This window comes from Candidatus Neomarinimicrobiota bacterium (assembly GCA_034716895.1).
Classification (GTDB): Bacteria; Fidelibacterota; UBA8477; order UBA8477; family JABMPR01; genus JABMPR01.
Genome location: JAYEKW010000252.1, coordinates 11,272 through 24,008, shown reverse-complemented (window position 1 = coordinate 24,008; position 12,737 = coordinate 11,272). Strand labels below are relative to the sequence as shown.

Annotated in this window: 14 protein-coding genes and 1 pseudogene; 9 read left to right on the top strand and 6 right to left on the bottom strand. The window is 44.1% G+C overall.

The genetic code is table 11. The features are described from left to right. The 8 genes from U9Q77_13890 to U9Q77_13855 all read left to right on the top strand — a co-directional run. A partial coding sequence (locus U9Q77_13890; protein ID MEA3288447.1) for a HypC/HybG/HupF family hydrogenase formation chaperone occupies positions 1–222 on the top strand: 222 nt, incomplete at its 5' end. 148 nt (positions 223–370) lie between these two features. Further along, positions 371–568 carry a type II toxin-antitoxin system VapB family antitoxin gene (locus U9Q77_13885; GenBank protein MEA3288446.1) on the top strand — a complete coding sequence of 66 codons (198 nt, stop codon included), beginning with the start codon at positions 371–373 and terminating at the stop codon, positions 566–568. Then, positions 569–934 (top strand): type II toxin-antitoxin system VapC family toxin, encoded by a 366-nt coding sequence (locus U9Q77_13880; protein MEA3288445.1) that lies wholly within the window; start codon positions 569–571, stop codon positions 932–934. After that, entirely contained in the window at positions 931–2,022 is a 1,092-nt protein-coding gene (hypD, locus tag U9Q77_13875) for a hydrogenase formation protein HypD (protein MEA3288444.1), read from the top strand. The genes U9Q77_13880 and hypD overlap by 4 nt, the downstream gene beginning before the upstream one ends. Before the next feature lie 247 nt (positions 2,023–2,269). After that, positions 2,270–2,530: an antitoxin gene (locus U9Q77_13870; GenBank protein ID MEA3288443.1), complete on the top strand. Its 261-nt coding sequence runs from the start codon at positions 2,270–2,272 to the stop codon at positions 2,528–2,530. After that, positions 2,521–2,922, top strand: coding sequence for a type II toxin-antitoxin system VapC family toxin (locus U9Q77_13865; GenBank protein MEA3288442.1), 402 nt, complete (start codon positions 2,521–2,523; stop codon positions 2,920–2,922). The genes U9Q77_13870 and U9Q77_13865 overlap by 10 nt, the downstream gene beginning before the upstream one ends. An 8-nt stretch (positions 2,923–2,930) precedes the next feature. Further along, entirely contained in the window at positions 2,931–3,980 is a 1,050-nt protein-coding gene (hypE, locus tag U9Q77_13860) for a hydrogenase expression/formation protein HypE (GenBank protein MEA3288441.1), read from the top strand. Between the two features lie 74 nt (positions 3,981–4,054). Further along, positions 4,055–4,402, top strand: a complete 348-nt coding sequence (locus U9Q77_13855) for an MTH938/NDUFAF3 family protein (protein MEA3288440.1) — start codon at positions 4,055–4,057, stop codon at positions 4,400–4,402. Between the two features lie 21 nt (positions 4,403–4,423). Here U9Q77_13855 and U9Q77_13850 read toward each other — a convergent pair. The 6 genes and pseudogenes from U9Q77_13850 to U9Q77_13825 form a co-directional block, all read right to left on the bottom strand. Next, positions 4,424–4,855, bottom strand: a pseudogene (locus U9Q77_13850) (prolyl oligopeptidase family serine peptidase). Positions 4,856–4,857: 2 nt separating this feature from the next. Continuing rightward, positions 4,858–5,187, bottom strand: a complete 330-nt coding sequence (locus tag U9Q77_13845) for a TraR/DksA C4-type zinc finger protein (protein ID MEA3288439.1) — start codon at positions 5,185–5,187, stop codon at positions 4,858–4,860. Positions 5,188–5,359: 172 nt separating this feature from the next. Beyond that, positions 5,360–7,708 carry a 3-hydroxyacyl-CoA dehydrogenase NAD-binding domain-containing protein gene (locus U9Q77_13840; GenBank protein MEA3288438.1) on the bottom strand — a complete coding sequence of 783 codons (2,349 nt, stop codon included), beginning with the start codon at positions 7,706–7,708 and terminating at the stop codon, positions 5,360–5,362. A gap of 2 nt (positions 7,709–7,710) precedes the next feature. Beyond that, the gene (locus tag U9Q77_13835) at positions 7,711–8,844 is read right to left on the bottom strand and encodes a thiolase family protein (GenBank protein ID MEA3288437.1); all 1,134 of its coding nucleotides are present in this window, start codon (positions 8,842–8,844) and stop codon (positions 7,711–7,713) included. 38 nt (positions 8,845–8,882) lie between these two features. Further along, positions 8,883–10,655, bottom strand: coding sequence for an acyl-CoA dehydrogenase family protein (locus U9Q77_13830; protein MEA3288436.1), 1,773 nt, complete (start codon positions 10,653–10,655; stop codon positions 8,883–8,885). A 134-nt stretch (positions 10,656–10,789) separates the two neighbouring features. Continuing rightward, positions 10,790–11,395 carry a TetR/AcrR family transcriptional regulator gene (locus tag U9Q77_13825; protein ID MEA3288435.1) on the bottom strand — a complete coding sequence of 202 codons (606 nt, stop codon included), beginning with the start codon at positions 11,393–11,395 and terminating at the stop codon, positions 10,790–10,792. A gap of 334 nt (positions 11,396–11,729) precedes the next feature. Here U9Q77_13825 and U9Q77_13820 point away from each other — a divergent pair, with 334 nt between their 5' ends. After that, complete coding sequence (locus U9Q77_13820) at positions 11,730–12,737, top strand: cytochrome c peroxidase (protein ID MEA3288434.1); 1,008 nt, start codon at positions 11,730–11,732, stop codon at positions 12,735–12,737.

Below are 12,737 nucleotides of genomic sequence, written 5' to 3'. Positions count from 1 at the left end.
CTCAAGATGGGCAATATTGATTTTGCCGGGTCTGTAAGTAAGGCTTGTCTGGAGTATGTACCGGAAATTGAAATTGGTCAATACACCATCGTCCATGCCGGCTTTGCCTTATCAGTCCTAAATGAGGAAGAAGCCAAGCGCTCCTTCGATGCTTGGGATGAAGTGATTGATGCCGCTCAGAAAGATGGAATTGAAGTCGAAAAGATCGAGAGACCAAGTTAAGAAAAGATTATTGCTTTGGTTCAAGCAGTGAATAATTGTATTAATCAGTAAAATTTCATTTGTATCTCAGACCGAAATGCGCTTGGAGCATGCATGCGTATTATGCATATTATAATGCATGTTATATGTGCACGGAAAGGAATGCATTGTGAGAACAACGATTAACATTGAAGAAGATCTTGTTGCGGAAGCTTCTCGTTTAACTGGGGTAAAAGAAAAAACATCCCTGGTTAGAATGGGTCTAAAAGCGCTCATTGCATACGAAAGTGGCCGAAGGCTTGCAAAATTGGGGGGAAGTGAACCTCAACTTGATGATATCTCGCGCCGAAGATTCGAAACCCATTAAATGATACTTATTGATACTTCGATCTGGATCGACCATTTACGTCAGGGGTCAAAGCATTCAGAAAAGCTGCTATCTGAGTTTAGTATATTTTCCCACCCCTTCATAATTGGTGAACTTGCCTGTGGTAACCTCAGGAATAGACAGCAAATTATCCACCTTCTGCAAGAACTTCCCCAGGCTCTTGTTGCATCTGATGATGAAGTGCTAAAGTTTATTGATGTGAATCACCTTACGGGAAAGGGATTAGGATATGTCGACATGCATTTACTTGCTTCAACCAAACTATCAGGTCTACGCATCTGGACAAGAGATCGTCGGATGAAAGAGGCCGCTATTACTCTCGATGTAAATTGGAATCAGCAATGAAATATCTAGATGAATTCCGCGACCCGGTTGTGGCTAAAAAGATTCTGGATGAAATTCATGCCGTCACGACCCAACCCTGGGTAATCATGGAGATCTGTGGTGGTCAGACTCATTCCATTATTCGTAATGGCATCGACCAGGTACTCCCCAAAGAAATTGAATTGGTTCACGGACCAGGTTGTCCAGTTTGTGTTACCCCGCTGGAGATCATCGACCAGGCCATCGAGATCGCCAGTCGCCCTCATGTGATCTTCACCAGTTTTGGTGATATGCTGCGGGTTCCGGGCAGTCATAAAGATCTATTTATGGTTCGCTCCGAAGGCGGTGATGTGCGAACTGTCTTTTCACCACTGGAAAGCTTGAAAATTGCCCGTGAGAACCCGGATAAAGAAGTTGTTTTCTTCGCAGTTGGCTTCGAGACTACGGCCCCGGGAAATGCCATGGCAGTTGCTCAGGCAGCCAAAGAAGGTTTGACAAATTTCAGTGAATTAGTGAGCCATGTGTTGGTTCCTCCCGCCATGGAAGCGCTGCTTTCATCTCCAGCCAATCGGGTTCAAGGCTATCTGGCTGCCGGTCATGTATGTACAGTCATGGGCTGGGATGAATACATCCCCATTGCAAAAAAATATAAGGTACCCATCGTTATTACCGGCTTTGAGCCCATTGATGTCCTGGATGGTATCCTGCACACAGTGAAACAATTAGAAGCTGGTACTCATGTAGTGGAAAACTGCTATTCCCGGATCGTGGAAGCGGGCGGTAATCAACCTGCCCAAAATATTATTAGAGATGTTTTTGAGATCACCAACCGGAAATGGCGGGGAATTGGTGAGATTCCAGTGAGTGGATTCAAGATCACTGAAAAGTATGCTGCCCATGATGCTGAGCTAAAATTCGAAGTGACTGATATTCATACTGAAGAGCCTAAAATTTGTATTAGTGGTCTCATTCTCCAAGGTTTGAAAAAGCCCCATGATTGTCCCGCTTTCGGAAAAGAATGCACGCCTCAAACCCCCCTGGGAGCCACCATGGTCTCTAGTGAGGGGGCGTGTGCGGCCTACTATCTGTATCAAAGAATTGTGGATTGATCGTTGATTCTATTTAGTGCCTGTCCATAAATTAGGTGCGAAGCAGATACTACTGCAGATTTCCACAATAAATTTGACGAATACTACGAAAAAGCATGTATATCTTCGTGTATTTCGTTTGCTTCGTTGAAGAAAAAGAGTTTTGAGATGGACACTAATTACTCAAACGTGAGTATTGAACTCCTGTGTATTGACATTATATTATGACTTCAATATGCATTCATATAATGACTCCATGGAGCTTGACATGAAAACAATCACTATCCGCGGCATAGACAACGAGCTTGATAGCCTGTTAAAAATTTCTGCAAAAGAGAAGTCTATGAGCGTCAACCAATTTCTACTGGGCACCCTGAGAAAAATGATGGGCCTGGAAAAAGACAATATCCATACTAAGGTCTATCATGATCTTGATTTTCTTTTTGGAAACTGGACTGAAAAAGAGTTCTCCGAATTTCAACATACACAGCAGGACTTTAGCCGGATTGACGAGGAAATGTGGAAATAAAAACAATCGTTTTAGATACTAACATTTATAGCCTATCTCAAAGAGCTGATAGTTTTTCAATCAGCATTCTTGAGCATTCAAATAGAATTATTATTTGTCCAATTGTTCTCGGTGAACTTTTAGCCGGATTTAAGTATGGGTCAAAGGAGCAAGAGAATCTAAATACACTCAATAAGTTTTTAGATTCACCTCGTGTTGAGATCGTTGATGTTACCGAGGCTACAGCCAACCATTACAGTCAGATTTACAGTGACTTGCGTGAAGCAGGGACTCCTATTCCAGCCAATGATATGTGGATCGCCGCCATTGCAAAAGAAAATGGTGTTCCACTGGCAACAGCAGATAATCATTTTACAAAAGTACCTGGCTTATTATTAATCCAACCAAACTAGGATAACAAATGGATTTCCCTGAAAACCTCTCCTGCCCTGTCCCAATCCTCACCCATGATACCGTTCAGATGGCTCATGGTGCTGGTGGTAAACTCTCCAGCGAGATGATTGAAAAGATCTTTTTACCCAGATTCACAAACACCACTCTGGAAAAAATGGAAGACCAGGCCATCCTGGACAATCCAGGAGGACGCATTGCTTTCAGCACGGACACCTTTGTGGTGGATCCCATTTTCTTTCCCGGGGGTGATATCGGTGATCTGGCTGTAAATGGCACGGTCAATGATGTCGCCATGAGTGGCGCCCAGCCTAAATTTTTGAGTGTTGGATTTATTTTGGAGGAAGGCCTGTCGTTCGAGATCCTTCACCGCATTGTTTTATCCATGGAAAAAGCAGCTGGACTGGCAGGCGTTCAAATCGTTGCCGGCGACACGAAAGTGGTGAATCGAGGGAGTTGCGATAAACTTTTTATCAATACCACAGGAATTGGTTTTGTTTCAGATGACGTGCATATCTCAGCTTCAAAACTCAGGCCTGGCGACAAGATTTTGCTTTCGGGAACCCTGGCAGACCATGGCATGGCTGTCATGACCAGTCGTGAGGGGCTTTCTTTCCAATCTACTGTCAAAAGTGATACTGCAGGTCTGAATCACCTGGTAAATGATATGCTGGCAGTAAGCAAAGATATCCATGCCATGCGTGACCCCACTCGCGGTGGATTAGCTACCAGCCTGAATGAATTTGCCGTTTCATCTCAGGTGGGAATTCAGTTGTACAATGATTCAATTCCAGTGAAAGACAATGTCCGGGGAGCCTGTGAGATCCTGGGGATCGATCCTCTTTATGTTGCGAATGAAGGCAAATTGATCGCTGTTGTACCTCCGGAAATCGCGGATAAGATGTTATCGGCCATGCAGGCGAATCCCTTGGGACGGGATGCGGTCATTATTGGTGAAGTGATCGATAAACATCCCGGTATAGTCGCTTTGCGCACCGGCCTGGGAGCTAATCGGATCGTGGATATGCCCGTTGGTGAACAGCTTCCTCGTATCTGTTGATCCAGGCTGAGTAATTTTTCATCCGTAGATTTGCGCAGATGTTTTCATAATCAGGTTAACAGGGAGGGGTAATAATGCAGGTTGATGATCTGGTCTTTGGGAGGATTACAATTGATGGGCACCTCTACACTCAGGATGTAGTGATCTTGAATAATCGAATAATCCAAATCCGGGATAAACACTCATCCAGGGCACTCAAATCACGTTATAAACACACACCTCTCACCACAGCTGAAAATATTCCCTGGAATTGTCATACGCTGGTGATCGGTACCGGCATGAGTGGTCACCTGCCAATTACAGAAGAGATCCGAGCCCGAGCTCAGGAAATGCATATCTCGCTAATTGTTAAAAAAACACCTGCAGCGATCTCTCACATAAACGATAAAGATACCAACCTGGTTTTACATATCACCTGTTAACAAAGATCTACTGTGTAATAATCAATTCACCATCAACATGCGATGTAAATAGGTATACTCTATGGCCGCCATGGTAGCATGCTGCTTCAGATTGGCTCCAGCTGCGTGACCGCCTTCAGTATTTTCATAATACATCACGGGGTTCCCCTGTTCCATAAGTCGGGCAACCATTTTCCGGGCATGGGCAGGATGTACCCGATCATCTTTGGTGGAGGTGATAAATAATGCTCTGGGATATTTGGTGTTATTCCTGATATTTTGATAAGGCGAATACTTGAGTAAATAGGCTCTCATCTGTGGATCATCTGGATCACCATATTCTCCCATCCAGCTGGCTCCGGCCAATAATTTATGATAGCGCAACATATCCAGGAGTGGAACCTGACATACCATGGCATTAAAAAGATCAGGACGCATGGTAAAGACTGCACCAACCAATAGACCCCCGTTGCTACTTAGGCACAATCCACACATTTATCGGTTTCAGGGAGCATCATCAGACGCCCTAGAGGAATCGGTTGCTTGCAGACCCGGCAAATACCATAGTCTTCTTTATCGAGGAAAGATCGTGATGACTCTAATTTCATTAATCTGGCTTTGGTCTTTGCCAACAAGTGTTCATTGACACTTTTATTATTGATCATCTCCATCCGGGAGATACGACCAATAGCACAATCTGGGGCGATCGGTTGCGTGAGTTCTTCCAGCTCAACGATTTGTTCCCGGGCGTTTTCGATCTCAGCAGTAATCCGATCTTTGATCTGTTGTTTTTCTGCAAGTTCCATAATCGATCCAATAAATTAATTTAAACTCTTGATTTATCTTCAGGTTAGCTACTGAGGACTGAAATCTAAGCTATTGTTCGTCACCTGAATACATAAAAAGAGGCGACGATCAAAAATCGCCGCCTCTTGGTTAAAGTACCCGGAGGAGGAAACGGAAAGCCCTGGGTACGAATTAGTTTCTGAGAGGCTTCCCTCGCTTCAACATGTATTCAATGCGCGCCCGGGTCTTTGGTTCCCCAGCCAGTGAAACAAAAGCCTCTCTTTCAATATCCAGCAGATATTGTTCATCCAGAGGCTTCATGATGCCACCCTTATCGCCACCTGTGAGCACAAAAGCCAACTTTTCAGCAATAAATGCATCATGCTCTGAGATCTTTCCGGTTTTCAGGAAGCCCTTCACTGTGCCTTTGATGGCCAGGCGGCCACCGGCACCAGGCAAGAATATATCTTTGCGCATTTCTGGTGCAGCATAACCGTCACTCATTGCCAGAACTTCTTCTTTGGCTTTAGCAATGCGATGATCTCCATTAATAATGATCTTATCCTGTTTAGTCAGATAGCCAATTGCCACAGCTTCTTTTGCAGACATGGAGACTTTGGCAAATCCAATCGCTTCAAAACACTTTTGAGCAACTGGAAAAGCGCCAGCCCGACCTTTGGCCAATCGATCACTGGTTTTCATGATCATCCTCAGATTACCGCCACCACCAGGAATCAGGCCTACACCAACTTCTACTAAACCAGTGTAGAATTCTGCAGCAGCCACGATTCTATCACAAGCACCGATAGTCTCATAACCACCACCCAGTGCCAGAGAATGCGGGGCTGCAACTACAGGAAATGGAGCAAAACGGAGTTTTTGCAGTGCATCCTGCATGCCCTTGCTCATGGCTTCCAGACTGCCCCAGTCTTTTTCATCAATAGCACGCAACATCATGGCCAGGTTGGCTCCTGCAGAGAAATGAGCTGCCTCAGAAGCAATCACCAAACCCTTGTAGCCATTTTCCTGCACCCAATCAGCAGCCAGGTCGAACATACTGATCATGGATCCATCAATGGGATTGAAGGTAGGTTGCAGTACTGAGTGCATGGTAACAGCAGCTACACCATCACCTAGATCGATGAGCGAAGCAGACCAATCTTTCTTGATCAAGCCACCCGTTTTCTTAATAACCTCAAAATCGACAGCGAGGAGATGAACCGGCACGGCCTGCATAGATTCACTCGATGGATCGTAATAGGTTTTAACCTTGCCATCAAATCCATAAAAGGAATCAATGCCTTTATCCAGCATGGTTGTTACCCAGGCAGGAATCTTACGACCATCCTGCTTCATGCGCTCTACAGTTTCAGCTACTCCAAGGGCATCCCATATCTCAAAGGGTCCCATTTCCCAACCGAAACCCCATTTCATGGCATTGTCGATGTTGACAATATCATCTGAGATCTCAGGCAATCGATTAGCTGAATAGATCAGGATACCAGCATGGAGTTCCCACAGGAATTTCCCAGCTACATCATCGATTTCTACAATGCTTCTGAGTTTTCCAGGTAAGTAGGTCTCATTCTTTGAAACCCTGATAGCATCGTACTTCTTCTTTACTGAAGGTTCATACTCCAGTGTTTCTAGATTGAGCGACAGGATGGTCTTCCTGTCAACTTTTTTATAAAAACCCTGCTTGGTCTTGGCCCCCAGCCAACCATTGTCCAGCATGGTCTTCAGATAATCAGGAATGAGAAAAATATCTCTTTCTTCATCTGCTTCACCCTTGTCATAGGCATTCTCAGCAACATGCACCAATGTGTCAAGCCCAACTACATCTGCAGTCCGGAAAGTTGCCGACTTCATGTGACCAATGGCGGTTCCGGTGAGACCATCAACATCAGCGATGCTCAACCGTTTTTCACGCGCTAATTTCAGTGTAAGCATCATGCCATAGACACCGATCCGATTGGCAATAAAATTGGCCGTATCTTTGGCCCAGACAACACCCTTACCCAGCACATCTTCCAGAAAAACAGCCATATCCTGCATGGCATCCGGATCAGTTTCCGGTCCACCAACCAGCTCCACTAATTTCATATAGCGGGGCGGATTGAAGAAGTGGGTGATAAAAAACCGCTTTTTCACATCTCCGGGCATGCTGGCAACCATTTCTGAGAGCGCCAGTCCCGAGGTGTTACTCGTGAGTAAAGCGGTAGCATTCATTTTGGGAATTATCTTTTCAAATAAACCCTGTTTCCAATCAAGTCGTTCGGCAATTACTTCCACCACCCAATCAACTTCGCTGATTTTATCCAGGTGATCATCATAATTACAGGGCGTGATCATTCCCAGGGTCTTAGGGTTATAAACAGGACTAGGTTTAAGTTTCTTCATCCCCTCCAAGCCCTTTACCGCCAGTTCCTGATTCATATCAAACAGAAAACTGGGGATTCCAGCATTCGAGAGATGGGTGGCGATCTGGGCGCCCATAACTCCGGCTCCCAGAACAGCTACCTTTTCAATTTTAAAAGCCATGATCAGCTCCTTTCGATGATGGTGGCAGTACCCTGACCTGATCCAACGCACATGGTAGCCAGGCCATAGCGGGCATCATTCTGTTCCATTACATTTAAGAGGGTTGTTATTATTCGGGCACCTGAGCATCCCAGTGGATGACCCAGTGCAATGGCACCACCATTAAGGTTTATCTTTTCCGTGGGGAAATTACCCTTACGAATGACATACAGGGACTGGGCACCAAAGGCTTCGTTTAGTTCGATGATATCCATTTGATCCAAGGTCATCCCAGCATTCTTCAAAACTTTTTCTGTAGCTGGCAAAGGACCTGAGCCCATAACAGTGGGGTCTACTCCTGCAACTGCACGAGCAATGATCTTAGCTCTCACTTTCAAACCCAGTTCTTCAGCTTTGGTATTGCTCATTACTAAAACTGCTGAAGCACCAACGCTAATGGGACTTGAAGTGGCTGCCGTTACGGATCCGCTTGCATCAAAAGCCGGAGAAAGTGATTTGATCTTGGCCACATCCGGTTCTCTGGGACCTTCATCTTTCTCTACACGTACGCCTTCGATCTCAATAGGAATAATTTCATTATCAAATCGCCCGGCAGCTTGGGCAGCCAAAGCTTTTTTGTGGGAGGCAATGGCAAATGCTTCTTGATCATCACGACTGATATCCAACTCTTTAGCCAGATTCTCTGCAGTATCACCCATACCTATGTAATATTCCATCTCATAAAGTACTGGATTGAAATCTGGATTGTAGCCACCCATTGGGACACCAAACATATCTTCTACACCAGCAGCGATCCCAATCTCCTTGTCACCAGCCATAATTGAAGTACTCAACTGGTGTAGTGCATCCATTGATGATCCGCAAAATCGGTTAACCGTGCTACCAGTTGTAGTTACGGGGAGACCGGCAAGCAGAGCTACACCACGCCCCATAAGCATGCCCTGATTTGCTTCAGGAAACGCACATCCCAAGACCAGGTCTTCTACCATTTCAGGCTTAACTGCTGGATTTCTCGCCATTAAACCCTTGACAACCTGGGCTGTAATATCATCTGGACGCATGCCGATCATCTGGCCATTCTTTAAACCAATGGGACTCCGAACAGCATCTACGATCACACTATATTTTTCACTCATTTTAAAATCTCCTAAATCTTGATACTCGTTTACTAACTCTAATCATTCAGCGGATATTTACCGCGCTTTAGTAAGAGTTTAAACACATTCTCTTGTTCTTTGATCACATCTGCATGATATGCTAGATCTGCCAAGGTTTTATCCAGTTTGCTTAATTTGGCAATACGATCAGTCTCGTCCAGGATATGCCTTAAAATATTTTTAGCATTAGAGACGATAATTTCCAGATTACGCAAAACCGACACTTTCACCACTGAGTAAACTACATCGCGGCGAGGATAGGACTTATCCAGTTGTAAATAGCGCCGTAATACACTAAAGATAACCTGCTGAGCAATCACCATATTGGCAAAGGCTTCGATCTCAAACTGGGTATTCTTGAAATCCTGACCATGTTTGAGGATTAACTCGTCTAGGGTTTTCAAAACAATTCCGCGTCCTAATTCAACCGCTTTGATTTCCTGCTCCAAGGGGTGGTCCACCGGGATTTCCACAACAGGCATCCAATCATCACCAAGTGCAATTACCTGTTCACGAATAGGTAGCTCTTCCAGAATTGCTTTTTTTAATACAATACCTGAGATAATCAATTTATTTATCTCATTAGTACCTTCAAAAATACGATTTACTCGTTCATCACGCAAAGCACGGGCCATGGGATATTCTTCAGAAACACCATAACCGCCAAATATCTGTAAGCCATCATCTGCATTAATCCAAAGCACTTCAGATGAGAAAATTTTATTGGTGCTATTCTCAATTGCGTGGTCTTCAATTACAGCATATAAGTGATTATAATATTCAGGATCATCCTCCGAAAACTGTTCAACTCCGGCATCAATAGAACCAGTGGATTGATAAGTAATTGAATCTGCTTCATAACAGCGAATAACCATATCAGCAAATTTTCGTTGCATCATACCAAAAGCTGTTAGGGGCCGAGCAAACTGATGACGCTCTTTAGCATAGTCCAAAGCAAATTTGATGTTTTGCTTTGCACCACCCATGGTAACGGCGCCCAGCTTCAGTCGTCCGATATAAAGACAGTTAAAAGCAACCGCAGCGCCTTTACCAACACCTCCAATAACATTTTCAACTGCTACCTTACAATCTTTTAGTATAAAATTAGTGGTTGATGAGCCTTTGATACCCAATTTGTGCTCTTCGACACCGCGATCCCAGCCAGTAGTTTCCTGATCCATGACAAATGCCGTCATTTTTTTACCATCCACTTTAGCAAAAACAATACTGATATCGGCCCAGCTCCCATTGGTAATGAACTGCTTTACACCATTCAGAATATAATGAGTGCCCTCATCATTAAGCTTTGCTGTAGCAGTACCATTTAAGGCATCTGAACCTGCACCGGGCTCGGTAAGAGCATATGAACTCATCCATTCCCCGGTCATCATTTTGGGGATATACTTTTCTCTTTGCTCATCAGTACCATACCAGAGTATGGGCAAAAGACCAATTCCGGTATGATCAGTGACAGTCACCATAAATGATGAGCTTTCACTTTCCCCCATGGCTTCCAGTGCTAATGCAGCAGCGGTTTTATCCAGGCCCATACCACCGTATTTCTCAGGAACATCCATGCCCAGGATTCCCATTTCTCCCATTTGAGTCATAAGATCACGGGTTAACTTTTCATCGAGTTTTTCAATATCATCTACCCTGGGTGCGATAACTTCCGAAGAAAAACTCCGGATTACTTCAAAGAACTCTTTTTGATCATCAGACCATTTTTCTCTGGTGAAAATCTCATCTACACCAAAGGGTGTGGTTAGGAATGCGCCACCCTTTTTCATTTTTCTCTCCTTATTATAAATTTGTTTCTGTTTACCATGAAAACTGCCAAATTTGAAAAGACAATGCTAAAAAAAATGTTTGATGTCCCAGCTTTTTTTTACAAAACACTCTACGTTCTCCGCGCACTTTGCGGTTATTTCTTTTTCTGAACAACAATGCTGCTCAGAATACATTCCATGTTTAGGTCTACATAATCTTCCAGCGAAAAGTCTTCAGGCTGAAAGAGCACAAACCAGATCATTCCATGTAGTGATGTCATGATGGACAAGGCAACCAGCCGCGAATTGACTTTATTAAATTCACCATATTCGATCCCACGCTCGATCAAACTTTCAAATACTGCGATTACCCGGGAATACAGTTGACTAGCTAATTCCTTGATCTGTTTGTCGCGATTGGCAAAGGCCCATATTTCGGGTTCTACAAGAAACCAGTTTGGGTTCCGCTGGAAGATCTTGGCTGTAAATCGGGCAATCTTTTTGATGATCACTCCTGATGGTTTCGCTTTCAATCCGCCACTTCTTTCGATAGCATCAAACTGATCCATCCAATGTTCTATGAGCGCAATGAACAAGTCACGTTTGCTTTGAAAATGATAGTAGATCGCTCCTTTACTCAGGCCGATCTCTTGAACAATATCATCCATTCTGGCATCAGAGTAACCCTTCTTTACAAATATGGTAAGAGCTGCTTCAAGTATTTCCTTCCTACGTTCTGAACTAGGTCTTCTCTCTGTCATTGTGAACCTTCTGCTCTTGATATATCAACATACCGACTGGTCGGTATGTAATATAGAAACCGAAGCTGCATCTGCAAGCGGAGGTTTGTGACAACGGTAGAATTAACTCTAAATATCAGAAAAAAGTGCTGATCAGTCTTTGTAGAGATTACCTAGGCAAGCGATTCCCGTAAAAGAATGATACTGTATTTGATTTGGCAGTATCGGCCAGCACCCTTAAACTACTGCCCAGCAATAGATTTTTGGTCATTATTGTCATGCATTTCATAATTGCTTAAATATCTTATTGTGCTTTAGCAGATATGATCGCAACATAACTAAAAGGGAAACATTTATGAAAAAGATTTTTATTCTCGGGCTGGCTACAATGATGATGCTCTTCATGGTACAGTGTGGTGGTAAGGGAGAGACCCCAAAGCAAGAAGTCAAAGAAGACCTTAGCTATCAACAGGGTATCCTGGAAAAAGCCAAACCCATGTTTGCTGTCGTGCCGGATAAAATGCCCGGATCCGAAAACGATACTCCAGCACTTATAACATTGGGCGAAAAACTGTACTTTGAGACAGCCCTTTCAAATACAGATGAGATGTCCTGTAACACCTGTCACGATATTAGCACCGCCGGTGTTGATAATATGCCAACCTCGGACGGCACCAATGGTATTCCAGGACCTCGAAACTCTCCGACAGTCTTCAATGCCGGGTTTCATTTCACCCAATTTTGGGATGGCCGCGCAGCTGACCTGAATGAACAGGCCGGTGGCCCCATTCTCAATCCAGCCGAAATGGCTATTCCAGATTCAGCAACAGCTGTCACAAATATTAAGGCTCTTAAAGAATATGATGCACTGTTTACAGCTGCCTTTGGAGCAGGATCAATCAATTTTGAGAATATCACTGAAGCCATCGCTGCCTTTGAACGTACGCTGGTAACCCACGATCGCTTTGATGATTTCCTGAGAGGTGATCTCAAAGCCATGAGCAAAACCGAAGTTGAAGGCCTTGAGCTCTTTATGGGTAAAGCCTGTATCACTTGTCACATGGGTTCCATGCTGGGCGGAAATATGTACCAGAAAAATGGTTTGATTAAACCCTATAAGAATCTTGCTGATGAAGGACGCTTTGAAGTCACTGGTCAGGAGCAAGACAAGTTTATGTTTAAAGTACCCTCAATGAGAAACGTTGCCCTGACGGGTCCTTATTTTCATGATGGCGGTGTCGCCAGTTTAGAAGAGACCATCATTATGATGGGCGACATGCAACTCATGATGCAGATCTCAGAACCGGAAGCTGCCAAGATCGCCGCTTTTCTAAAATCAATGAACGGCAAGCAGTTTAACTAG

Excerpts from the sequence above, each read along its gene's own strand:
- U9Q77_13830 (MEA3288436.1), bottom strand. The coding sequence starts at position 10,655 with ATGAAAAAGGGTGGCGCATTCCTAACCACACCCTTTGGTGTAGATGAG.
- U9Q77_13845 (MEA3288439.1), bottom strand. The coding sequence starts at position 5,187 with ATGGAACTTGCAGAAAAACAACAGATCAAAGATCGGATTACTGCTGAG.
- U9Q77_13825 (MEA3288435.1), bottom strand. The coding sequence starts at position 11,395 with ATGACAGAGAGAAGACCTAGTTCAGAACGTAGGAAGGAAATACTTGAA.
- hypE (MEA3288441.1), top strand. The coding sequence starts at position 2,931 with ATGGATTTCCCTGAAAACCTCTCCTGCCCTGTCCCAATCCTCACCCAT.
- U9Q77_13855 (MEA3288440.1), top strand. The coding sequence starts at position 4,055 with ATGCAGGTTGATGATCTGGTCTTTGGGAGGATTACAATTGATGGGCAC.
- U9Q77_13880 (MEA3288445.1), top strand. The coding sequence starts at position 569 with ATGATACTTATTGATACTTCGATCTGGATCGACCATTTACGTCAGGGG.
- U9Q77_13870 (MEA3288443.1), top strand. The coding sequence starts at position 2,270 with ATGAAAACAATCACTATCCGCGGCATAGACAACGAGCTTGATAGCCTG.
- hypD (MEA3288444.1), top strand. The coding sequence starts at position 931 with ATGAAATATCTAGATGAATTCCGCGACCCGGTTGTGGCTAAAAAGATT.
- U9Q77_13820 (MEA3288434.1), top strand. The coding sequence starts at position 11,730 with ATGAAAAAGATTTTTATTCTCGGGCTGGCTACAATGATGATGCTCTTC.
- U9Q77_13840 (MEA3288438.1), bottom strand. The coding sequence starts at position 7,708 with ATGGCTTTTAAAATTGAAAAGGTAGCTGTTCTGGGAGCCGGAGTTATG.
- U9Q77_13835 (MEA3288437.1), bottom strand. The coding sequence starts at position 8,844 with ATGAGTGAAAAATATAGTGTGATCGTAGATGCTGTTCGGAGTCCCATT.